General features: G+C 71.1%; 24 protein-coding genes and 1 pseudogene. 16 read left to right on the forward strand and 9 right to left on the reverse strand.

Annotation, left to right across the window (positions count from 1 at the left end; translation table 11 throughout):
• Positions 1 to 45 precede the first annotated feature (45 nt).
• The gene (locus GVL03_RS00995) at positions 46 to 585 is read left to right on the forward strand and encodes a YaeQ family protein (protein ID WP_159498570.1); all 540 of its coding nucleotides are present in this window, start codon (positions 46 to 48) and stop codon (positions 583 to 585) included.
• A gap of 104 nt (positions 586 to 689) precedes the next feature.
• Positions 690 to 878 (forward strand): hypothetical protein, encoded by a 189-nt coding sequence (locus tag GVL03_RS01000; protein WP_235037966.1) that lies wholly within the window; start codon positions 690 to 692, stop codon positions 876 to 878.
• Between the two features lie 91 nt (positions 879 to 969).
• Here the strand turns inward: GVL03_RS01000 and GVL03_RS22555 are convergent.
• The 5 genes and pseudogenes from GVL03_RS22555 to GVL03_RS01025 all read right to left on the reverse strand — a co-directional run.
• Positions 970 to 1,086: pseudogene (locus tag GVL03_RS22555) on the reverse strand (histidine kinase dimerization/phospho-acceptor domain-containing protein); the annotation flags it as partial.
• Positions 1,087 to 1,101: 15 nt separating this feature from the next.
• A complete protein-coding gene (locus tag GVL03_RS01010) occupies positions 1,102 to 2,211 on the reverse strand; it encodes a DUF4349 domain-containing protein (protein WP_235037967.1) in 1,110 nt (369 codons plus the stop codon).
• Positions 2,208 to 2,756, reverse strand: a complete 549-nt coding sequence (locus GVL03_RS01015; protein WP_159498572.1) for an RNA polymerase sigma factor — start codon at positions 2,754 to 2,756, stop codon at positions 2,208 to 2,210. The genes GVL03_RS01010 and GVL03_RS01015 overlap by 4 nt, the downstream gene beginning before the upstream one ends.
• 246 nt (positions 2,757 to 3,002) lie before the next feature.
• Complete coding sequence (locus GVL03_RS01020; protein WP_159498574.1) at positions 3,003 to 4,316, reverse strand: LLM class flavin-dependent oxidoreductase; 1,314 nt, start codon at positions 4,314 to 4,316, stop codon at positions 3,003 to 3,005.
• Entirely contained in the window at positions 4,313 to 5,650 is a 1,338-nt protein-coding gene (locus tag GVL03_RS01025; protein WP_159498576.1) for an O-acetylhomoserine aminocarboxypropyltransferase/cysteine synthase family protein, read from the reverse strand. Before GVL03_RS01025 ends, GVL03_RS01020 begins: the two co-directional genes overlap by 4 nt.
• A gap of 245 nt (positions 5,651 to 5,895) precedes the next feature.
• Here GVL03_RS01025 and leuC point away from each other — a divergent pair, with 245 nt between their 5' ends.
• The 6 genes from leuC to GVL03_RS01055 are packed head-to-tail and all read left to right on the forward strand — an operon-like array spanning position 5,896 to position 12,256.
• The gene (gene leuC, locus GVL03_RS01030; protein WP_159498578.1) at positions 5,896 to 7,359 is read left to right on the forward strand and encodes a 3-isopropylmalate dehydratase large subunit; all 1,464 of its coding nucleotides are present in this window, start codon (positions 5,896 to 5,898) and stop codon (positions 7,357 to 7,359) included.
• Between the two features lies 1 nt (position 7,360).
• A complete protein-coding gene (leuD, locus tag GVL03_RS01035; protein ID WP_159498580.1) occupies positions 7,361 to 7,972 on the forward strand; it encodes a 3-isopropylmalate dehydratase small subunit in 612 nt (203 codons plus the stop codon).
• A 10-nt stretch (positions 7,973 to 7,982) separates the two neighbouring features.
• The gene (gene murA / locus GVL03_RS01040; protein WP_159498582.1) at positions 7,983 to 9,347 is read left to right on the forward strand and encodes a UDP-N-acetylglucosamine 1-carboxyvinyltransferase; all 1,365 of its coding nucleotides are present in this window, start codon (positions 7,983 to 7,985) and stop codon (positions 9,345 to 9,347) included.
• Positions 9,347 to 10,132, forward strand: a complete 786-nt coding sequence (locus GVL03_RS01045) for a 1-acyl-sn-glycerol-3-phosphate acyltransferase (RefSeq protein WP_159498584.1) — start codon at positions 9,347 to 9,349, stop codon at positions 10,130 to 10,132. The genes murA and GVL03_RS01045 overlap by 1 nt, the downstream gene beginning before the upstream one ends.
• A complete protein-coding gene (locus GVL03_RS01050) occupies positions 10,129 to 11,271 on the forward strand; it encodes an NAD(P)H-dependent glycerol-3-phosphate dehydrogenase (RefSeq protein ID WP_159498586.1) in 1,143 nt (380 codons plus the stop codon). The genes GVL03_RS01045 and GVL03_RS01050 overlap by 4 nt, the downstream gene beginning before the upstream one ends.
• A complete protein-coding gene (locus GVL03_RS01055; protein WP_159498588.1) occupies positions 11,171 to 12,256 on the forward strand; it encodes a D-alanine--D-alanine ligase family protein in 1,086 nt (361 codons plus the stop codon). The genes GVL03_RS01050 and GVL03_RS01055 overlap by 101 nt, the downstream gene beginning before the upstream one ends.
• Positions 12,257 to 12,262: 6 nt before the next feature.
• Here the strand turns inward: GVL03_RS01055 and GVL03_RS01060 are convergent, their stop codons facing one another.
• Entirely contained in the window at positions 12,263 to 12,730 is a 468-nt protein-coding gene (locus tag GVL03_RS01060) for a DUF3515 family protein (RefSeq protein ID WP_159498590.1), read from the reverse strand.
• 121 nt (positions 12,731 to 12,851) lie between these two features.
• On the opposite strand from GVL03_RS01060, the gene thiL reads away from it, so the two are divergent.
• Positions 12,852 to 13,841: a thiamine-phosphate kinase gene (thiL, locus tag GVL03_RS01065; RefSeq protein ID WP_159498592.1), complete on the forward strand. Its 990-nt coding sequence runs from the start codon at positions 12,852 to 12,854 to the stop codon at positions 13,839 to 13,841.
• On the opposite strand, the gene rsmD is transcribed toward thiL, so the two are convergent.
• Both rsmD and GVL03_RS01075 read right to left on the reverse strand, forming a co-directional pair.
• On the reverse strand, positions 13,811 to 14,386 hold the full coding sequence (rsmD, locus tag GVL03_RS01070; protein WP_159498594.1) for a 16S rRNA (guanine(966)-N(2))-methyltransferase RsmD: 576 nt from the start codon (positions 14,384 to 14,386) through the stop codon (positions 13,811 to 13,813). The genes thiL and rsmD overlap by 31 nt on opposite strands.
• Before the next feature lie 9 nt (positions 14,387 to 14,395).
• A complete protein-coding gene (locus tag GVL03_RS01075; RefSeq protein ID WP_159498638.1) occupies positions 14,396 to 14,986 on the reverse strand; it encodes a 1-acyl-sn-glycerol-3-phosphate acyltransferase in 591 nt (196 codons plus the stop codon).
• Positions 14,987 to 15,054: 68 nt separating this feature from the next.
• On the opposite strand from GVL03_RS01075, the gene GVL03_RS01080 reads away from it, so the two are divergent.
• The 6 genes from GVL03_RS01080 to mutM all read left to right on the forward strand — a co-directional run bounded on the left by GVL03_RS01080 (position 15,055) and on the right by mutM (position 20,263).
• The gene (locus tag GVL03_RS01080) at positions 15,055 to 17,235 is read left to right on the forward strand and encodes an ATP-dependent DNA helicase RecG (protein WP_159498596.1); all 2,181 of its coding nucleotides are present in this window, start codon (positions 15,055 to 15,057) and stop codon (positions 17,233 to 17,235) included.
• Between the two features lie 73 nt (positions 17,236 to 17,308).
• Positions 17,309 to 17,809 carry a pantetheine-phosphate adenylyltransferase gene (gene coaD / locus GVL03_RS01085; protein WP_159498598.1) on the forward strand — a complete coding sequence of 167 codons (501 nt, stop codon included), beginning with the start codon at positions 17,309 to 17,311 and terminating at the stop codon, positions 17,807 to 17,809.
• A gap of 121 nt (positions 17,810 to 17,930) precedes the next feature.
• Entirely contained in the window at positions 17,931 to 18,428 is a 498-nt protein-coding gene (locus GVL03_RS01090; protein WP_159498640.1) for a DUF177 domain-containing protein, read from the forward strand.
• 13 nt (positions 18,429 to 18,441) lie between these two features.
• Positions 18,442 to 18,651 (forward strand): 50S ribosomal protein L32, encoded by a 210-nt coding sequence (gene rpmF, locus GVL03_RS01095; protein ID WP_127818873.1) that lies wholly within the window; start codon positions 18,442 to 18,444, stop codon positions 18,649 to 18,651.
• Positions 18,652 to 18,661: 10 nt separating this feature from the next.
• Positions 18,662 to 19,351, forward strand: coding sequence for a ribonuclease III (gene rnc, locus GVL03_RS01100; protein ID WP_159498600.1), 690 nt, complete (start codon positions 18,662 to 18,664; stop codon positions 19,349 to 19,351).
• A gap of 9 nt (positions 19,352 to 19,360) precedes the next feature.
• Positions 19,361 to 20,263, forward strand: a complete 903-nt coding sequence (gene mutM / locus GVL03_RS01105) for a bifunctional DNA-formamidopyrimidine glycosylase/DNA-(apurinic or apyrimidinic site) lyase (protein ID WP_159498602.1) — start codon at positions 19,361 to 19,363, stop codon at positions 20,261 to 20,263.
• Here the strand turns inward: mutM and GVL03_RS01110 are convergent.
• Positions 20,214 to 20,654 carry a MerR family transcriptional regulator gene (locus tag GVL03_RS01110; RefSeq protein WP_159498604.1) on the reverse strand — a complete coding sequence of 147 codons (441 nt, stop codon included), beginning with the start codon at positions 20,652 to 20,654 and terminating at the stop codon, positions 20,214 to 20,216. The genes mutM and GVL03_RS01110 overlap by 50 nt on opposite strands.
• Before the next feature lie 76 nt (positions 20,655 to 20,730).
• Here GVL03_RS01110 and GVL03_RS01115 point away from each other — a divergent pair, with 76 nt between their 5' ends.
• Positions 20,731 to 21,588: an aldo/keto reductase gene (locus GVL03_RS01115; RefSeq protein ID WP_159498606.1), complete on the forward strand. Its 858-nt coding sequence runs from the start codon at positions 20,731 to 20,733 to the stop codon at positions 21,586 to 21,588.
• Positions 21,589 to 22,063 lie beyond the last annotated feature (475 nt).

A 22,063-nucleotide genomic window follows, 5' to 3' on the forward strand; every position in this document is an offset into this window, starting at 1 on the left:
TCGACGATCCGGACCGCCACGGCTCAGGGCGTAGGCTCGGACGCTATGGCCCTCGGCGCGACGATCCACACCTTCGCGGTGCAGCTGGCCGACGTCGACCGCGGCGTCTACGACGAGGTCCTGCTCCGGGTGGCGCGGCATCCGTCGGAGACCGACTCCTACATGATGACGCGCGTGCTGGCGTACTGCCTCGAGTACGCAGAGGGGATCGCCTTCAGCGAGGGGATATCGTCGACCGACGAACCGGCGGTGCTGGTGCGCGACCCCACCGGCAGCATCGTCTCCTGGATCGAAGTGGGAGCGCCCGACGCCGCCCGCCTGCATCACGGCAGCAAGCTCGCGGAGCGCACCGTGGTCTACACGCACCGCGACCCCGCGAAGGTGATGGCACCCTGGGCCGGCAAGCGCATCCACCGTGCCGATGAGATCGTCGTGCACAGCTTCGAGCCCGGTTTCGTCGACGCCGCCGTGGCGGCGCTCGAACGCCGCAACACGATGACCCTGTCGATCACGGAGCGCCGGCTCTATCTCGATCTGAACGACACGACGCTGAGCTCGGCGATCCACGAGCACCGCATCGGCTAGTGCGGTCGTCGTACCCGGGCGGAGGCCGGGATCATCCTCTCGACGGATGCGGATGATCCCTTCGGTGGATGCGCGCCGCGGGAGTGCTCCGTAGCGTCGAGACCGTGATCGACACCACCGTTACGCCCACCGCATCCGATGGATCCGCGACGCGCCGTGCACTGCCGCCGCTGGCCGCGGCACTCCTCGCGATCGCCGGCAACGTTCTCGTCCTGACGATCCTCTTCGCCGCTGTCGCCACGGTGCTCGTCGCCGGGATCGTCGTCTTCGCTCCGGTGCTCGCCGGGGTCTGATGCGGACGACGATCCGAACCCCGGCCGCTGAGCCGCGGTCAGCCGGTCGCGTGGGGGACTCCGCGCGCGCGAGCGCACGGGCGGCGTGCGGTGCGTCGACCATCTCCGGGCTGTCGGCGGCCAACTCCAGAAAACCCGACAACGCCATCAACGGGTTCCGCAGGTCGTGACTGACCTGACCGGCGAAGTGGGCGAGGCCCCAGGATATCGATCGCGACGGACCTCAGTCGTCGACGTCGGCGACGACGGGACGCGCGGCGCGGCGCGCGCGGCGGCGCAGGACCAGTCGGCGAACACCCCACCCCACCGCCGCGGCGACGCCCACCACGACCAGCCACGGGAGCAGGAATCCGAGGGCGACCACGGTGCCGTTGAGCGTCGCCACCAGACCGTTCCATCCTGCGGCCAGTCCGTCGGCGAAGCCCGCGGGGTCGGCCTGTGTCGGCTCGACCGCGCGGGTGAGCGACACGGTCAGTGACGACAGGGCGACCTGACCCTCGAGCAGCTCGAGCTGCTGACGGTCCGCATCCAACGCCGCCTGGCGGTCGGACAGCGCACTCTCCGCGGTGATGAGATCGCCGACCGAGCCCGCCTGCGCCATGAGCTCGGTGAGTCGCGCGACGGACGCCTCCTGCGCCGCGATCCGCGCGCGCAGATCCACCGCCTGGTCCGTGACGTCGCTGCGGTCGATCGACGACGAGGTCACCTCGCCGAACCCGCCGACCTCGGCCACGACCGCGTCGAGGCGGTCGGCAGGCACGCGCACGCTGATCCAGCTGTCGCCCGGGACGGGCGTCGACGTGTCGTCGTAGGGCTGCACGCCGCTGTTGCCGATGCTCACCGATTCGACATAGCCGCCCTCGGCCTCCGCCAGGGCGGTGACCTGCGAGGTCGCATCGCGCACGTCGTCGACAGTGACCTGCATCCATCCGCTCGTGATGACGTCGCGGCCCGCTGTGTCCAGGTCGCCCGTGACGCTCTCCGCGCCCGCTGCGTCGAGCGACTCGGCCGCGTCCTCCACCGACTGCGCATCGCCCTGCCGGAACGGCTCGGCCGCGGGCGCGACGGCACTCTGATCGACGGCCGAGACCGCGCCGTCCGCGCCGGAGATGCTCGAGGTCACGGCAGGCGAGATCAACGCCGCCAGCGCGACGACGGCGACGGCCGCCGCGGTCCCGCTCCAGATCCGCACGCGGCGGATGCGCCGTCGGGCGGACTCGCCGTGCACGCGGCCGATGACGGCGTTCTCCATACGGGTGACCTGTTCCGCGGTCGGCGGCTCCGGCAGCGTCCGGTCGGGTTCCGATGGCATCCGGTCGATCGAGTCGTTCACGATGGGGTTCCCTCCTGCACGGTGTTCCGCAGCCGTCCCCGGACGCGGGAGAGACGATTCCTGACCGCGCCGTGGCTGAGCCCGAGCTCCGCCGCGGCCGCGTCGTACGCGTATCCGCGCGCGACGCACAGCACGAAGATCTCGCGGTCGAGGTCGGCCAGCTCGGCGACCTCCCGGGCGAGCCGCTCGGCGAGATCGGCGCTCACGACGTGCTGCTCCACGTCGATTGGCGCGGGTGTTCGCTCGTCGATCGGCGCCGCGGCGTGCGCGAGCTCCCGCCGCCGGGCGCGCAGGCGGTTCGCGCACGTGTACCGGCAGATGGTCGCGAGCCACGGGAGGGCCGACTCGCCCTCCAGCTGCAGCCCCCCGAGCTTTCGCCACGCCGTCACGAACGCGTCCTGGGTCGCGTCCTCGGCATCTGCCTGGTTCTCGAGCAGGATCGATGCGATGCGGTACATCGCATCGACATGTCGCCGGTACAGACGGCGGAACGCATCCTCGTCGCCGACCGCTGCTCGCGCGATCAGTTCGGCATCCGTCGCCATCGGCTCTTCCCCTCCGTGCCGGCCCGTGCGATCACGTGCCTCCGGTCGATGTCTCTCACTTCCTGGTGTCCGGACGGCGGTGATCGTCTCACCCGTGTCATCATCATCGCCCTCGTGCCCCGTCGCGTCTCCATCGTGCTCGGGGCGGTCCTGATCGACGGTGCGAAGCGCCGTACGGTGACCGACGGTGCGCGCGGTGGCGGAGCCACCCGCATCCGACCGGGACCGACCGGGCCCGGCGAGGGCTCAGAACGAGCGCAGGTTCGCGCGCAGACCCCCGCCCGCGTACGAGTCGCGCAGCACGCCGCGGCGGCGCAGGATCGGGACGAGATCGTCGAGCATCCGGTGGACGGTGACCGGATGCAGGTCGCCCCACAGCAGCACACCGTCGTTGTCCCAGTCGCCGAGCTGCTCGATGCGGTCCGCGAGCTCTGCCGCCGTGCCGACGAATCCGGAGCCGTCGGAGAGGCGACCGAGCCGGGCGTGCGCGGCGAGGACCGTGCGCAGGGGCGTCGAAGGGTCGTGGTCGCCGACGAGGCGACGGATGCTGCCGTGCGACACGTGCTCGGCGAAGATCCCGCGGGGGAGCGGCGCGTCGAGATCGAGGCTCGTGAGGTCGGTCTCGAGATCGGAGGACTGCCGCCGCGCGATGGTCCGCAGCGTCTCGTCGTCGGGGGTGCGCGAGGCGGCGACCAGACGGTCGGCCTCCTCGGGCGAGGAGACGAGGGTCGGCTGGATGGCGAAGAGCACCGAGACGTCGGTCTCCGCACGGCCCCGCGCGCGTGCCGCGTCGTGGACCGCGGCCCGGTACGCGCGGATGCTCGCCTCGTCGAGCGGCGCGAGCGCCAGCTGCACATCGGAGTTCGCGCCCGCGAAGCCGAGCCCGCGACCGGAGCCGCCGGGGGAGACGATGACGGGCTCGCCCTCCTCGAAGGGGATCGCGTTCAGCGGTCCGTCGAAGGAGAAGTACTCGCCGCGCCGGGCGGTCTGCCGCATCCGCGTGCCGTCCGCGTAGCGGCCGCTGTCGATGTCGCGCACGAGGGCGCCCTCGTCCCAGCTGCGCCAGAGCGAGCGGATGCCGCCGAGCCACTCCTCGGCCCGGTCGTAGGCCGCGTCGTGCCCGAGCGGCGGGGCGGTGCCGAAGTGCCGGGCGCTCCCGGTGTCGGTGACGACGTTGAGGCCGAGCCGGTCGCCGCTGAGATGCTGGAGCGAGGCGAACTGCCGGGCCGCCGTGTAGGGCAGGTACGCCGCAGGGTTCACCGTCGGCACGACGCCGAGGTGCTCCGTCGCGTCGAAGAGGTACGGGGCGAGCATGAGCGGGTCGTGCTTGGGGCCGCCGAACGCGTGCCGCACCCGCAGATCGATCGTGTCGGCAGAGCCGAGCGAGGGAGCGTCCTCGATGATCAGCAGGTCGAACCCCGCCTGCTCGAGGGCGCGTGCGGACTCCTGGTAGAGCCGGGGCCCGGTCCAGCGGTAGTTCCAGTCGAGATACGGGTGGCCCCAGCCGTGCGGTCCGAATCCGCGTGCGAGGAACCAGCCGAAGTGCTGGAGTCCGCTCACACGAGCACCTCGAGCACCCGTTCGCCCGTGCCCGCTGCGGTGGCGGCCGTGAGCGCCCGCTCGAGATCCGCGGTGAGGTCGTCGACGTCCTCGATGCCGATCGACAGGCGCAGGGTGCCCGGGTGCACTCCGAGGGCGAGGCGGTTCTGCTCGGAGTGATGCGCGTGGCTCGTCGTGCCGGGGTGCAGCACCAGCGAGCGCACGTCGCCCAGATGGGTCATGTGCGTGATCACGCGCACCGACTCGACGAAGGCGCGCGCGGCCGGTTCGCCCCCGCGGAGGGTGAAGGTGAACACCGAGCCGAAGCCGCGCGGCAGGTAGCGCAGCGCGACGTCGTGCGAGGGGTGCGCGGCGAGCCCGGCATAGTCGACGGACTCGACCGCGGGATGCGCGGCGAGCCAGGTCGCCACGGCCAGGGCGTTGCCCGACTGCTCGCGCACGCGGAGGCTCAGCGTCTCGATGCCCTGCGCGACGAGGAACGCGTTGAGAGGCGAAGGGGTGGGCCCCAGGCGGGGCGCCGTCGACTCGCGGATGTAGGCGATCCTCGCACGTGCGCCGTGCCGCTCCCAGACGCTCGGCGCGCCGCTGCGATCGGCCGACACCAGGTGCGGGAACAGCGCGCCGGAGCGTGCCGCGTCGAAGCGGCCGTCGTCGACGAGGGCTCCGCCGAGCGCGGCGCCGTGCCCGGCGAGGAACTTGCTCGCGGAGTGCACGACCACGGCTGCGCCGTGCTCGATCGGGCGCAGGAGGTAGGGCGTCGCGAACGTGTTGTCGATCACGAGCGGCAGTGCACGTTCGTCGGCCACGGCGGCGATCGCCGCGATGTCGAGCACGTCGTTGCGCGCGTTGGAGATCGACTCCGCGAAGTAGGCGCGCGTGTTCTCCCGCGTGGCGAGACGCCAGGCGTCCGGGTCTGCGATGTCGTCGACGAAGTCGACCTCGATGCCCAGCCGGCCGAGGTTGTCGAGCAGGAGCCCGCGGGTGCCCTCGTAGATGTGCGTCGAGCAGACGAGGTGGTCACCGGCCGAGAGCAGCCCCAGCAGCGCGATCGACACCGCTGCCTGTCCGCTGGCCACGAAGACGGCATCCGCCCCGCCCTCGAGGCCGGCCAGCCGCCTCTCCAGCGCCTCGATCGTCGGGTTGCCGGTGCGCGTGTAGCCGAAGCCTGCTCCGGTCTGGAAGTGGTGCGCCGCGTGGTCGAAATCGTCGAACCGGAACCCCGCCGTCAGATAGATGGGGAGCGCACGGGCCGGGGCGTCGTGCCATTCGGCACCGGAGTGCACCTGGCGGGTGCTGAAGCCGACGGCGTCGGAGGCGTCGAGAAGATCGGTCATCGCAAGGTCCTGTCGGGGATCGGGTCTGCTCTTCAGATTCGCACGATCCGCCGTCGGGGCGGACCTCCCGCGAAACAGGGGGACACCCGCCGACGACCGTCGTGCGGCGCGCGATGGTAGTCTGGGCGGGTGCGGATCGCTTGCCTTCTCCTTAGCGGCCGCGACGAGTCCTAGTTCCAGGCCTCCCTCGTCGCGGAGTTCGTCGCGGGCTTGATCCACCGTCATCCTCAGGAGAACGACAGAGCATGAGCGAATCCGAGCAGTCTGCGGCGCCCCGCACCCTGGCCGAGAAGGTCTGGGACAACCATCTGGTCGTGAAGGGCGAGGGCGGCCAGCCCGACCTCATCTACATCGACCTGCACCTCGTCCACGAGGTCACGAGCCCCCAGGCCTTCGACGGCCTGCGCGCGGAGAGCCGGCCCCTGCGCCGCCTCGACCTCACGATCGCGACCGAGGACCACAACACCCCGACACTCGAGATCGACCGGCCGATAGCCGACCCGACGAGCCGGCTGCAGATCCAGACGCTCCGCGACAACGCCGAGGAGTTCGGCGTCCGCATCCACTCGCTCGGCGACGCCGAGCAGGGGATCGTGCACGTCGTCGGCCCTCAGCTGGGGCTGACGATGCCGGGGATCACCGTCGTCTGCGGCGACTCGCACACCTCGACCCACGGCGCCTTCGGCGCGATGGCGTTCGGCATCGGCACCAGCGAGGTCGAGCACGTCATGGCCACGCAGACCCTGCCGCTGAAGCCCTTCAAGACGATGGCGATCACGGTGGACGGCGAGCTGCGCCCCGGCGTCACCGCGAAGGACGTCATCCTCGCGGTGATCGCCAAGATCGGCACCAACGGGGGCCAGGGCTACGTTCTCGAGTTCCGCGGCAGCGCCATCCGCTCGCTCTCGATGGAGGGCCGGATGACGATGTGCAACATGTCGATCGAGGCCGGCGCGCGCGCCGGCATGGTCGCGCCCGACGAGACGACCTTCGCCTACCTGAAGGGGCGCCCGCACGCCCCTCAGGGGCAGGACTGGGAGGATGCGGTCGACTACTGGCGCACCCTGCCGAGCGACGCCGGCGCCGTCTACGACGCGGAGGTGTTCCTGGACGCCGACGAGCTCGAGCCCTTCGTCACCTGGGGGACCAACCCCGGTCAGGGCGTGTCGCTGAGCGACGTCGTGCCGACCCCCGCCGACATCACCGACCCGAACGAGCGCGTCGCGGCCGAGCGTGCGCTGGACTACATGGATCTCCTCCCCGGGACCAGGCTCAAGGACGTCCCGGTGGATGCGGTGTTCATGGGCTCGTGCACGAACAGCCGCATCGAGGATCTGCGCGCCTTCGCCTCCGTCGTGAAGGGCCGGCGCAAGGCCGAGGGCGTCCGGGTGATGGTCGTGCCGGGCTCGGCGCGCGTGCGTCTCGAGGCGGAGGCGGAGGGGCTCGACAAGGTCTTCCGGGAGTTCGGCGCGGAGTGGCGTTTCGCCGGCTGCTCGATGTGCCTGGGCATGAACCCGGACCAGCTCGCTCCGGGCGAGCGGTGCGCGTCGACGTCGAACCGCAACTTCGAGGGACGCCAGGGCAAGGGCGGGCGCACGCATCTGGTGTCACCGCTCGTCGCCGCGGCGACGGCCGTGCGCGGCACGCTGTCGAGTCCGAGCGATCTGGAGCCGGCCGCCGAACCGGTCGCCGTCGGGGCGGGGGTCTGAGATGGAGAAGTTCACCGTGCACACCGGCGTCGCCGCTCCGCTGAAGCGCTCCGCCGTCGACACCGACCAGATCATCCCCGCGGTCTACCTCAAGCGCGTCACCAAGACGGGCTTCGAGGACGCCCTGTTCGCCAACTGGCGCCAGGACCCCGACTTCGTGCTCAACCAGCCCCTCTACGAGCGCGCCTCGATCCTCGTGGCGGGATCGGACTTCGGCACCGGCTCGAGTCGCGAGCACGCCGTCTGGGCGCTGCGCGACTACGGCTTCAAGGTCGTGCTCAGCACGAAGTTCGCCGACATCTTCCGCGGGAACGCAGGCAAGCAGGGTCTTGTCGCCGGCGTCGTCACCGAGGCGGACCTCGAGGCGATCTGGGCGGCGATCGAGGCGGCGCCGGGCGTGGAGATGACGGTCGATCTGGAACGACGCGACGCGGTGATCGGCGATGTCCGGGTCCCGTTCGACATCGACGATTACACTAGGTGGCGGCTCCTCGAGGGACTCGACGACATCGGTCTGACCCTCCGGAACGAAGACAAGATCGCCGCCTACGAGGCGCGACGCGAATCCTGGAAGCCGCGGACTCTACCGGTGCCGCCCCTTCCCGCACAGTGAGGCACCGCATATGACACTCCTCGGCGAAACCGCGACCACGGGCGGTCGGAAGGGCGGGGAGGGCGAGGTCCTCGCGATCCGCGGCGGGCGCGCCCTCCGCGGCACCGTTGAGGTGCTGGGTGCCAAGAACCTCGTCACCAAGGCGATGGTCGCCGCGCTCCTCGGCGAGAGCCCGAGCGTCCTGCGCGACGTGCCCGACATCAGCGACGTCGCCGTCGTGCGCTCGCTGCTCGAGGTGCACGGCGTGCGCGTCGAGGAGGCGGGCGAGCGCGGCGCGCTGCTGCTGGACCCGCGCGACGTCGAGAGCGCACACATGGAGGAGATCGATGCCCATGCCGGCGCCTCCCGCATCCCGATCCTGTTCTGCGGCCCGCTGCTGCACCGCCTCGGCCAGGCCTTCATCCCCGACCTCGGCGGATGCCGCATCGGCGACCGGCCCATCGACTTCCACCTCGACGCGCTCCGCAAGTTCGGCGCGGTGGTCGAGAAGCTCCCGAGCGGGATCCGCCTGTCGGCGCCGCGCGGACTCCACGGGGCGAACATCCACCTGCCGTACCCGAGCGTGGGCGCGACCGAGCAGGTTCTGCTGACGGCGGTGCGCGCCGAGGGCACCACCGAGCTGCGCAACGCGGCGATCGAGCCCGAGATCATGGACCTCATCGCCGTCCTGCAGAAGATGGGCGCGATCATCTCCTACGAGCCCAACCGCGTCGTCCTCATCGAGGGCGTGCCGCGGCTCGAGGGCTACGACCACCGCGCGATCTTCGACCGCAACGAGGCCGCGAGCTGGGCCAGCGCCGCGATCGCGACCGACGGCGAGATCTTCGTCGCGGGGGCGCAGCAGCAGGAGATGCTGACGTTCCTGAACGTGCTGCGCAAGACCGGCGCCGGCTTCGAGATCCGCGAGGACGGCATCCTGTTCCGCCGGGGCGGAGACCTTCGCGGCGTGACGGTCGAGACCGACGTCCACCCCGGTTTCATGACCGACTGGCAGCAGCCGCTGATCGTCGCCCTCACGCAGGCACAGGGCCGCTCGGTCGTGCACGAGACGGTGTACGAGAACCGGTTCGGCTTCACCCAGGCGCTCGTGCAGATGGGGGCCGACATCACTGTGTATCCGCACGGCCTGCAGGAGGGACCCCGTCGTGTTCCGCGCCGCTCGCTCGAGCAGGCCGCGGTGATCACCGGCCCCACGTCGTTGCGCGGCGCCGACATCACGGTGCCGGATCTGCGCGGCGGCTACAGCCACGTGATCGCGGCGCTCACGGCAGAGGGCGAGTCCACCGTCCGCAACATCGGCATCATCCGTCGCGGCTACGCGGACTTCCTCGACAAGCTGTCCGCTCTCGGCGCCGACTTCGACGTCGTCGGCTGATGGCGTCGAGCGGATCGCGACGCCGTCGCGCGTCGGCCGAGAAGACGCGTCCGAGCGTCTTCTGGGTGCTCGGTGCGATCGTGGTGCCGCTGGTCGGGCTGATCGCGAAGATCGAGATCGAGGGCGAGGAGAACCTCCCGGAGGAGGGGCCGTACGTGCTGGCCCCGAACCACTACAGCGAGATCGACCCGGTGCTGGTGGCCGCAGCCGTCTGGAGGCTCGGCCGCGCGCCGAGGTTCATGGCGAAGGAGAGCCTCTTCCGCGTCCCGGTGCTCGGCTGGGCGCTGCGCGCGACGGGCATGATCCCGGTGGCACGCGCATCCTCCGCCGCGGCGGCGAAGCAGGCGATCGAGACGGCGGAGAGCCTCGCCGCGCGTCGGGCCGGCGTCATCGTGTACCCGGAGGGCACGCTCACCCGCGACCCGGATCTCTGGCCCATGCGGGGCAAGACCGGCGCAGCGCGGCTGGCGCTGGCCGGCGGCATCCCGCTCATCCCGATGGCGCACTGGGGCGTCGAGCGCATCTTCCCGCGCTACGGCAGGCTGAGCCTCTGGCCGCTGCGAAAGCGCGTGCGCGTCGTGATCGGCCCGGCGCTCGACCTCGAGGGGTTCTCCGACCGCTCGCAGCACCCGGGTGCGCAGCTGGAGGCCACCGGCATCCTGATGGACGACATCGCGGGCCTCCTCGGCGGCCTGCGGGGCGAGCAGGCCCCGGCGGAGCGCTGGAACCCCGGCGCCCACGGGCAGAGCGAGACGGGCCGACTCGCCGGGGACGCGGACGCGTGAGCCGGCGGACGGAGACGCGTCCGCCCCGGGTCGCCGTGCTCGGCGCCGGGAGCTGGGGGACGACGTTCGGCAAGGTCCTCGCCGACGGCGGCGCCGATGTCGTGATGTGGGCGCGACGACCCGAGCTCGCGCACGAGATCCAGACCGGCAAGCGCAACACCAAATACCTTCCGGGCATCAACCTGCCCCGGTCGATGTCCGCGACCGCCGACCTCTCGGAGGCGATCGCGGGCGCCGAGCAGATCTACCTGTCGATCCCCAGCCAGTCGCTGCGCGAGAACCTGAAGGGCCTGCGCCCCCTCCTGGCCGACGCCGTCGGGGACGCGCCGATCGTGTCGCTCATGAAGGGCGTCGAGAAGCGGACGGGCCTGCGGATGAGCCAGGTCATCGAGGCGGAGCTCGCCTGCGACCCCGGGCGGATCGCCGTCGCCTCGGGCCCCAACCTCGCGCTCGAGATCGCACAGGAGCAGCCGACGGCCGCGGTGATCTCCTCGATCAGCGCGGAGACCGCGGAGTCGGTCGCGCGACGTGCCCGCAACGGCTACTTCCGCACGTTCGTGAACGCCGACGTCATCGGCACCGAGTTCGGCGGGGTGCTGAAGAACCTCATCGCCGTCGCGATCGGCATCGTCGACGGGGTCGGCTACGGCGAGAACACGAAGGCGTCCATCATCACCCGCGGGCTCGTGGAGATGACCGACTTCGCCGTCGCGCAGGGCGCGCAGCCCGAGACCCTGCAGGGCCTCGCCGGGCTCGGCGACCTGATCGCGACCTGCCAGTCGCCGCTCAGCCGCAACAACACGGCCGGACGCCTGCTCGGCCAGGGATACAGCTTCCAGGACGTCGTGACGCAGATGCAGCAGACGGCAGAGGGCCTGGCCTCCGTGGCGCCGATCCTGCAGCTGGCCCGCGCGAGCCGGGTCGAGATGCCGATCGTCGAGCAGGTCAAGCGCGTGCTCGACGGCGCCATGAACCCGCGCGAGATCGCGCCGCACCTGACGACCGACGACGACACGCCCAAGGGTGAGAGGACGCAGCATGGACAAGCCGGTGGTGGCGGTGCTCTTCGGCGGTCGTTCCAGCGAGCATTCGATCAGTTCCGCCACGGCGGGCGGAATGCTCCGGGCGATCGATCGTGAGCGCTATCGTGTGATCCCGGTCGGTGTCACGCGCACCGGGGCGTTCGTCCTGGAGGACGACGACCCCGACAAGTTCGCCCTGGATCCCGAGCACCTTCCCGAGGTCGCCGACAACGGGACTCGGATCGTCTGGCCCGACTCGACGCTGACACGCGAGTTGAAGGTGACGGATGCCGCCGGCACCCGCTCGCTCGGAGACGTCGACGTCGTGCTCCCGATCCTCCATGGCCGCTTCGGCGAGGACGGCACGATCCAGGGTCATCTCGAGCTGCTCGGCATCCCCTACGCGGGTGGCGGAGTGCTGATGTCGGCGCTCGGCATGAACAAGCACGTCGCCAAGCGGGTGCTGAAGGCGGCAGGGGTGCCGGTCGTGCCGTGGGTGGCCGTCAGGCGTGCGGACCTCGCTCGACAGCGGGATCTGTGGGAGCGCCGCATCCGCTCTCTCGGGCTTCCGGTCTTCGTGAAGCCCAACCAGGCGGGCTCGAGCGTCGGCGTGTCGAAGGTGTCGGCGTGGGACGAGCTGGACTCCGCCCTGGACGTCGCCTTCGCGGAGGACTCCACCGTGCTCGTCGAGCAGGCGATCGTCGGTCGCGAGGTCGAGTGCGGCGTGCTGCAGGGACGCGACGGTGCTCCGCCACGGGTGAGCGTCGCCGGTGAGATCGTGGTGTCCGGGCGGGAGTTCTACGACTTCGAGGCGAAGTACCTGGACGCGCCGGGCGTCGACCTCGTCTGCCCCGCGGTCCTCCATGAGGGAGAGCTCGCCGAGATGCAGCGGATCGCGGCACAGGCGTTCGAGGCGATCGGCGGCGAAGGACTCGCCCGCGTCGACTTCTTCTTCACGGGCACCGAGTTCTATGTGAATGAGGTCAACACGATGCCCGGCTTCACGCCCATATCGATGTTCCCGAAGTGCTGGATCGCCTCGGGGATGACCTATCCCGAGCTCATCTCCGAGCTGATCGACACCGCGCTCGCGCGCGGTTGAGGCCGACTACTCGGTTCCCGGACGGGCGGTGCACTCGCCGTCCTGGGGGAGCTTGCCCACGAGCGGGCCGAGCAGCCGCAGCGCGTCGCCGCTGGAGACGGACTCGTAGTCGAGGTAGACCTGGACCGCCGGTGTGCGACCGAAGCTCGTGAACCGGTAGTTCGGCGCCTCGCTGTCGTCGACGACCCAGTCGACGCCTCCCGCGCTCTGGCAGGGGAGCGTCGTCGGCCCGAGGGGCGTCACCCCGCAGGTGAGGATGATCGTCGCGGGATCTCCCCACGCTCCCGTCGCCTGCGCGTCCGTCCAGCGGCGCTCCTGGCCGGCGACGGTCTGCGGGAGGTAGGCGGTGACCTCTGCGCAGAGCGGATCGTTCGCATCCTGGGCCGCGTCGAGCGAGACGGTGGAGGCGCATCCGGTCAGGGCGAGGGCGAGGGCGCCGAGCACGGCGAGACGACGAGGACGCGGGCGGGGCACGTGTTCCAGGCTAACCCGTGCGCGCCGCGCGTCGGCTCCGCGTCGGGCCTCTCTCGAACCCGCGGGGACGGACGGTCGGGCGCCGGGCGGACCCGATGCGGATCACCGCTAGCGTGGAGGGGTGAGCACGCCCGAGCCGGATCCGACCGTGGGGCGGCTGAGCGAGGGGGCGATCCTCCGCCGTATCCTCGACCGCCTCGCTCCGAGCCGCGCCGAGGTGGGCCCGGGCGACGACGCCGCGGTGATCGCCGTGGACGGCGGACCGGTGGTCGCCACCGTCGACACGCTCGTGCACGGACCCGACTTCCGGCTCGCCTGGTCGAGCGGATACGACCTCGGCTGGAAGGCCGCCGCCGTGAACCTCGCCGACGTGGCCGCGATGGGTGCGCGCCCCGTCGCGTTGCTCGTCGCCCTGGCGATGCCCGACGACACCCGCGTCTCGTTCGTCGAGGCGGTCGCCGACGGCCTCCGGGCGGCGTGCGAGGCGTTGGCGCCGGGCTGTGCGGTCGAGGGCGGGGACCTCACGGTCTCGGACACCCTCACGATCGCGGTGACGGCGCTCGGCGCCCTCGAGACGGCGCCCGTGCGCCGCTCCGGGGCGCGGCCGGGCGACGTCGTCGCCCTCGCGGGAGCGGCGGGCGAGGCCGCGCGGGGGCTGGGGCTGCTCTTCGCGCGCTTCCGTGATCCCGAGGGGACGCCCGTCGCCGTCGACGATGTGCTCCTGTCGCCGTCCGAGCGCGACGCGATCGCGGCGCAGCTGCGTCCGCATCCGCCGATCGCGCTCGGTCCGGCAGCCGCGCGTGCGGGCGTCACGGCGCTGATGGACGTCTCGGACGGGCTGCTCCTGGACGCGACCAGGATGGCCGATGCCTCGGGGGTGACGCTCGCGCTCGAGCGCGCACCTCTCGGGCCCGACGTCGACACGGCGCTGACCGGAGGCGAGGACCACGCGCTGCTCGCGACGTTCCCGCCCGGGACGCCGCCCGAGGGATTCCGCGCGATCGGCGTCGTCCGCGAACGAGGGAACGAGGCCGTGCTGGTCGACGGCGTCCCGTACGCGGGACGTACGGGTTGGGACCCCTATCGGGATTGGGACTCCGCGCGCGGCTGAGCCCACCAGAGCGTCGTGTCGCCGTACGTGCGCGCGCGGACCTGCTCGAGACCGGCGTCCGCCCATGCGGGCTCGGCGGAGCGCCGGCCCCGCTCGACGACGACCAGCGCGTCCGGGGAGAGCGCCGGTCGCAGCAGCACGAGATCGCCCAGGAGGCTCGCGTCCGTGAGGTCGTACGGCGGGTCGATGAACACGAGGTCGAAGGGCCCGGGGCGCCGTCCGAGGTAGGTCGTCGTGGCGGTGCGGTGCACGCGCGCGGGGGAGCCGGTGGCGTGGGCGACGCGTTGCGCGTTGCGAGTGGCGACGGATGCCGCCGATGAGGCCTTCTCCACGAGATCCGCCGCCGCGGCGCCGCGGCTCAGAGCCTCGAGCCCGAGCGCGGCGGAGCCGGCGTAGAGATCGAGCACGCGGGCGTCCTCGAGCGCGCCGGCGTGCTCGAGCGCGCCGAACATCGCCTCGCGCACGCGCTCGCTCGTGGGGCGCGTGCCGCTGTCGGGAACGTCGAGACGGATGCCGCCGGCCGCCCCCGCGATGATGCGCGTCACGCTCTCACCCTATCCAGCGGGATCGATTCCGAGGGCTGCACCGCTCTCGTCGCGCAGTCGCGGCTCGGTACGCAGGTGCGGGCGGACGCCCGCCTTGTCGGTGTAGAACGCGCGGATGCGGGCCATGTCGGCCGCGACGTCGCCGGTGACCTCGAGCGTCGGGCCGAGACCGGTGGTCATCGTGGTGCGGTCCACGTAGCCCAGGGTGACCGGCATCCCGGTCTGGAGGGCGATGCGGTAGAAGCCCGACTTCCACCCCGCCCCCGAGCGGGTGCCCTCGGGCGTCACGACGAGGCCGAAGACCTCGCCCGAACGGATGCGGGCGACGACCTCGTCGACGACTCGAGAGGGGTCGGTGCGGTCGACCGGGATGCCGCCGAGCGCACGCATGATCGGGCCCCGCCATCCCCGGAACAGGCCTTTCTTGCCGAGCCAGCGCGCCGGGATCCGCAGCCGCCACGCGATCGCCAGCATCAGGACGAAGTCCCAGTTGGAGGTGTGCGGAGCACCGATCAGGATGGTCGGTCGCGTCGGGGCGGGCTCGGTCGCGAGCGACCACCGGCTGAACGTCCAGAACACGCGGGCGAGAAAACGGCGCATCGCACCACCGTACGCGGAACGGCGGTGCATGCCCCGACGGTGTCCGAGGTCCGGCCTAGAATTCAGGCATGCCGGTCACCCTCGACAGTCGCCTGGACGGCGTCGTCGGCGGCAAGACCGCGTCGGCCCTGCAGCGCGCATTCGGGATGCGGACCGTCGGCGACCTCGTCGGCCACTACCCGCGCCGGTACGCCAAGCGCGGCGAGCTCACCCCGATCGATTCGCTCGTGGTCGGCGAACAGGTGACGATCGTCGCGCAGATCAAGAGCGCGACCGACCGAAAGATGCAGAGCCGTCGCGGGTCTCTTCTCGAGGTGGTCATCACCGACGGCCAGGGCGATCTGAAGCTCACGTTCTTCAACCAGGCGTGGCGGCTGAAGGATCTCCAGCCGGGCCGTCGCGGCATCTTCTCGGGAAAGGTGGGGGAGTACCGCGGCGGCAAGCAGTTCGCACACCCCGACTACGAGCTCTTCAACGACGCCGACGACGCCCTCATGACCGCCCAGGCGTACGCGACCCAGCCCATCCCGATCTATCCGGCCACCTCGACGCTCTCCAGCTGGCAGATCGCCTCGATCATCCGGCACGTCCTCGACATGCTCGCCCCGCTCGACGACCCGTTGCCCGACGACCTGCGCGCCCGGCAGGGACTGCTCCCCTTCGGCGAGGCGATCGACCGCATGCACCGCCCCGATTTCGAGGACCGCATCCCGGACGCCGTGCGCACCCTCCGCTGGCACGAGGCGCTCGTGCTTCAGACGGCCCTTCTGCAGCAGCGTCAGTTCGTGCGCGCTCTCGCAGCGACCCCGCGCCCGGCCGGTGCGCTGCTGGACCGCTTCGACGCCGCGCTGCCGTTCGAGCGCACTCCCGATCAGATCGCGGTCGGCGACGCGATCGCGGCGGACCTCGTCGGCGAGTGGCCCATGAACCGCCTCGTGCAGGGCGAGGTCGGCTCGGGCAAGACGCTCGTGGCCCTCCGTGCGATGCTGCAGGTCGCGCAGAGCGGCGGGCAGGCCGCGCTCATCGCCCCGACCGAGGTCCTGGCCGGCCAGCACCTGCGCTCCATCACCCGAATGCTCGGACCCGTCCTCGCGCCCGAGCTCATGCCGACGCTGCTCACCGGGCAGATGGGAGCGGCCGACCGGCGCCGTGCCGCGCTCCGCGTCGCTTCGGGTCAGGCGCTCATCGTCGTGGGAACCCACGCGCTGCTCAGCGACAAGACGACCTTCGTCGACCTCGCCCTCGTCGTGGTCGACGAGCAGCACCGTTTCGGCGTCGAGCAGCGCGAGTCCCTGCGCGCCAAGGGCACGAGCCCGCATGCGCTGGTGCTGACCGCCACACCCATTCCGCGCACCGTGGCCATGACGGTCTTCGGCGACCTCGACGTCTCCACCATCCGCACGATGCCCGCCGGGCGCGCCGGCATCGAGTCTTTCGTCGCTCCGCTCGCCGAGCGTCCCGCCTGGTTCACCCGGGTCTGGGAGCGCGCGGCCGAAGAGGTGGCCAAGGGGCATCAGGTGTTCGTCGTGTGCCCGGCCATCGACGTCGACGCGACGGTCGGGGCGGCGGCATCCGACGACGAGTCGCCCGAGGGCGCAGACGAGGCCGGCGGTGGGGAGGCGGAGGGCTCTCGCACGCGGTGGGGCGTGGTGCAGGTGGCACGTCTGCTGGCCGAGCATCCGCTGTTCGCAGACCTCAGGGTCGCTGTGCTGCACGGCAGGCTTCCGGCCGACGAGAAGGACGCCATCATGCGGGCGTTCGCGGCCGGTGACACCGACGTCCTCGTGGCGACGACCGTGATCGAGGTCGGCGTCGACGTGCCGAACGCGTCGACGATGGTGATCCTCGACGCCGACCGATTCGGGGTGTCGCAGCTGCACCAGCTGCGCGGACGCGTCGGGCGCGGAGACGTGCCCGGCCTCTGCCTGCTGGTGACCGAGGCGCCCACGCGCACGCCCGCGCGCGCTCGCGTCGAGGCGGTCGCGGCGACGCTCGACGGCTTCCAGCTCGCCGAGATCGACCTCGAGCTGCGCGGCGAGGGCAATGTCCTCGGCGACGCGCAGTCGGGGGTCCGATCGTCACTGCGACTGCTCCGCGTGGTCACCGACGCCGATCTCATCGCCCTCGCCCGGGAAGAGGGCGAACGGATCCTCGCGGACGACCCGGCGCTCCTGCGGCATCCGGGGCTCGCCGGAGCGATCGAGCGCCGTCTCGACACGGTCGAGCGCGCAGCGCTCGCGAAGAACTGATCCGGGGCGATCCTCGACCATGAGTCGCCGATGCGCAGCGGACGCTCGGGATCGGGGCCGGTAGGCTGGCTGCGTGAGTAACCGGATCGCCGTCGTCCCCGGGTCGTTCGACCCGCCGACCCTCGGCCACGTGGACGTGATCCGACGGGCCGCCTCTCTCTACGATCATGTGCACGTGCTGGTGGTGCACAATCCGGGGAAGGAGGCCATGCTGCCGATCGCGCAGCGCGTGTCGCTTCTCGAGCAGTCGATCCTCGAGGACGGCATGGATGCGGGGCACCTCACGGTGGCCGCCTGGAGCATGGGTCTTCTCGTCGACTACGCGACCGACGTGGGCGCGGGGGTGCTCGTGAAGGGTATCCGTTCACAGGTCGACGTCGCGTACGAGACGCCCATGGCGATCGTGAACCGCCATCTCGCGGGCATCGAGACGGTGTTCCTGCTGCCCGACCCCTCGCACGCGCTCGTATCGAGCTCGCTCGTGCGCCAGGTCGCGGGACTCGGCGGGGACGTGTCGCCGTACGTGCCGGGTCCGGTCGCGCGGTTCCTCGACACCGGCGCGCGCGGCATCTGAGGCGACGGACGGCCCTCGCGCCCTGCGCGCGCGGCGAGGCAACTAGACTCACCGGGTGCGAAACCGTCGGCCAGGTCCTTTCAGCGTCAATGTCCGCGACATCGTCCACCGTCCGGGGGAGATGCGGGAAGCCTCATTCGGAGTCGACGTCGGCGAGAAGTGGGGCGAGGGTCTCGTCGCGGTCGCCGAGAAGGAGCGCCTCGAGCTCGACGTGCGCCTCGAGTCCGTCCACGAGGGCATCCTCGTCAGCGGTGAGGCGACGACTCGGGCCACGGGCATCTGCGGTCGCTGCCTGATCGACGTCACCGAGCCCGTCGAAGTCGAGTTCCAGGAGCTTTTCGCGTATCCTGGTGGGGAAGCAGCTGACTTCGAGGTTCAAGACGACCACGTGGATCTTGAAACTCTGGTCAGGGATGCGACCGTCCTGTCGCTTCCGTTCCAGCCGGTTTGCCGGCCGGACTGCCCAGGCCTCGACCCTGAGACGGGTGAGCGTCTGGCCGAAAACCCCGGCGCGGGACCGCGCGAAGTCCTCGATCCTCGCTGGGCGGCGCTTGCGGAGCTGGCGTCGGATCGGGACACGGAGCCGGGCGAGTCCGGACAGAGCACACAGACCTCGTAGGAAAGAGAAGACCATGGCAGGTAACCCCCCGAAGCGCAAGGTTTCGCGCTCCAACACGCGTTCGCGTCGCGCGCAGTGGAAGGCCGAGGCCCCCACGCTCGTCAAGACGGTCGAGAACGGCAAGGTCGTCTACAGTCGTCCTCACCAGGCAAAGGTCGTGACCGACTCGCAGGGCACCGAGCTGTTCCTCGAGTACAAGGGTCGCAAGGTCGCAGACGTCTGATCCGCGTCCCGTGACGGACGCGGTGGCGGACCTCTCCGCACTCTCCGAGAAGCTCGGGGTCGACATCGACCCCGAGCTTCTCGTTCTGGCACTCACGCATCGATCCTTCGCGTACGAGCACGGCCAGATCCCGCACAATGAGCGCCTCGAGTTCCTCGGCGACTCCGTGCTCGGGCAGGCGGTCACCGTGCGCCTGTACACTGAGCATCCGGATCTCGACGAGGGCTCCCTCGCCAAACGTCGAGCGAGCGTGGTCTCGACGGTGGCTCTCGCCGAAGTGGCGCGCGGTCTCGGGCTCGGCCGGTTCATCCGGCTGGGGCGCGGCGAGCAGCTCACCGGAGGCGACGACAAGGACTCGATCCTCGCCGACACGACCGAGGCGCTCATCGGAGCGACCTACCTCTCGGCGGGCCCGGATGCGGCAACCGCGCTGGTGCTGCGACTGATCGAGCCGCTCCTGGCCGACCCCGACCGTTACGGCGCGGCGGTCGATCCGAAGACCAGCCTGCAGGAGCTCGCCGCCTCGTTGTCGTTCGCGGCTCCGCTGTATCGGGTCGACGCGACCGGACCCGACCATGCGCGCGTGTTCACCGCGACCGTCACCGTGGGTGAGGTCACGACGGCGGGCACCGGATCGAGCAAGAAGCACGCCGAGATGGCGGCCGCGTTGCAGGCCTGGCACGCGCTCAGCGGTCGCTGAACGTCGACGATGCCCGAGCTTCCCGAAGTAGAGGTCGTCCGTGCGGGCCTCGCCCCCGCGGTGACGGGCGCGCTCGTGACCGGCGTCGAAGTGCTCGACGAACGCGCGCTCACGCGTCACACCGGCGGCGGAACGCAGTTCGAAGGTGCTCTCGTGGGGCGCCGCACCCAGTCGGCGGCACGACGGGGCAAGTTCCTGTGGCTGCCGCTGGAGGAGTCGGGTGAGGATGCGGAGTGCCTCGTCGCGCACCTGGGGATGAGCGGACAGCTGCTGCTGCGCGAACCCGGCGCGCCGTGCGAGCGCCATGAGCGGATCCGGCTCGACATCCACCATCCCGACCACGGCGACCTCGCCGTGGTGTTCGCGGACCAGCGGACCTTCGGATCCCTCGCGATCGACGTCCTCGTCGCGACCCCGGATGGCGCGGCGGGCGGGCGGGGGAGCCGCCTGGCCGCCGTTCCCTCTCAGGTCCGGCACATCGCCCGCGACCCGCTGGACCCGGCGTTCTCGGACACCGGGTTCCGCGCCGCACTCGGGCGCAGGGCGTCGGCGGTCAAGCGGGTCCTGCTCGATCAGACGGTGGCCAGCGGCATCGGCAACATCTATGCCGACGAGGCGCTCTGGGCTGCGCGCATCCACCCCGAGACCCCCGCGCTGGCACTGTCGTCGCGGGCTGCGGGCCGGCTGCTCGGCGAGGTGCGCACGGTCCTCGAGAAGGCGCTGGCCGAGGGCGGCACGAGCTTCGACGCGCAGTACGTGAACGTGAACGGTCAGGCCGGCTACTTCGCCCACTCGCTGAACGCCTACGGACGAACCGGCGAGCCGTGCCCGCGGTGCGGGCGTCCGATCGTGCGCGTCGCGTTCATGAACCGTTCGTCTCATTTCTGCCCGGCCTGCCAGCGAGGACGGTGACGGCCGCCTGTTGCGGGTCAGGCGCCCGGGACGGTCGGTCGGGCACGGCGTCGGCGATGGTCTGCAGCAATCGACGCAACCCGTCACGATGCGCGATCGCCTCATCGGCGCGCCGGACCGCGCGGACCAGCTGGGAGCGGAGCTCGGGCTCCATGCACGGCTCGACGTCGGCGTCGCTGCCGCAGGCGCACGCGAGAACGTCGCGGATGAGCCGGACGGGCACGCCCGCGTCGAGGAGACGTCGCACCCGCAGCACGGCGGGAATCGTCTCGGTTGAGTAGGTGCGGTAGCCGTTGGTGTCGCGTACCGCCGTGATCAGGCCCCGTTGCTCGTAGTAGCGCAGCGCCCGCCGACTGGTGTCGGTCCGGTCCGCCAGCTGTCCGATGAGCACGACTCTGCCAACGCGGACGGGAACGCGACGATTCCCCCTTGACCTTGACACAGTGTCATGGCCTCAGGCTCGTTCCATGAACATCGGATTCGAGCTCATTCCCGGTCGCACCGTCTCACGCATCGGCCTCGGCACCATGCGCATGGCGGATCGTCCTGACCAGCGTCGCGGCGGCACGGCACCCGTGTGGCGGTCGCCGGCCGATCGCCCCGACCTGATCCGCTTCGTCCGCGAGGCCGTGGATCTCGGAGTGGACCATGTCGACACGGCCGACGCCTATGCGCTCGGGGCGGGGGAGGAGCTCATCGGCGAAGCGCTCGTCGACATGCCCGACGTGGCGATCGCGACGAAGATCGGCAACGTGCGGCCGTCGGCATCGGAGTGGGTGGCGCTCGGGCATCCCGCATATCTGCGGCAGCAACTCGAGCTCAGTCACCGACGACTGCGTCGTGAGCGGCTCGACCTCGTCTACCTCCATCGCATCGACGACGCCTACCCGCTCGAGGACCAGCTCGGCGTCCTGGCCGAGGCTCGCGCAGCGGGCACGGTCGGCGGGATCGGGATCTCGCTCGTCGACGTCGACACCTTCGAGCGCGCCCGCCGGGTCACCGCGATCGACGCCGTGCAGAACCCGTTCAGCGTCGGCGAGAGGTCGTCGTCGGATCTCGTGCAGGCCACGGCGGACGCCGAGACGGCCTTCGTCGCCTTCTTCCCCCTCGCGATGGGTGACGCGGGGCAGGACGAGCGCGTCACGGCCGTGTCGAGCAAGCGAGGTGCGGATCCCTCCCAGGTCGCGCTGGCGTGGCTGCTCGCCCAGGGATCTCATGTCCTTCCGATCCCCGGGACCACCACCCTCGCCCATCTGCGAAGCAACCTCGGCGCGCTCGAGCTCGACCTGTCCGATGAGGAGTTGGCCGTCTTGGCGAACGGCTGAACGGGCGACGGCGCGCGCCGTCACTGTCCACGTCGTCCTGCCGTTGGCTACGCTCGCAAGAGTATGGCCGCGGCGAGCGATCGCCGTCTCGGATCGGACGTATCCGCTGAGGCAGGCGATGAAAGTGCAACAAGATGAAGGAGCCGCATGACCACCCCGGAGGACGCGGCTCGCCGTCTGGGGCGCGTCCCGATCGCGATCGTCTCGCTCATCGTCGCGGCTCTCCTGGTCGTGGGTTTCGCGGCGGTCTCGCCGGGAGCGGCGATGTGGTGGACGTTCATCCCCGCGATGGCGATCGCGTGCGGGCTGCATCTGACCAGTACGGCGGTCGCAGCGCCGGACCCCGCGAAGGACGCTTCTATGCCTCGTGTCAAGTCATGCGGGTGCGTAGTTCGCGGTAGAGCGCTCGGCAGACGTAGCGTTTCAGGCATCGGCGGATCTCACGGTTGGAGAGTCCTTCGGCTCTGCGGCGGGA

Origin of the sequence: Microbacterium sp. 18062, assembly GCF_902706225.1 — a bacterium.
In the GTDB taxonomy this organism is placed as follows: Bacteria; Actinomycetota; Actinomycetes; order Actinomycetales; family Microbacteriaceae; genus Microbacterium.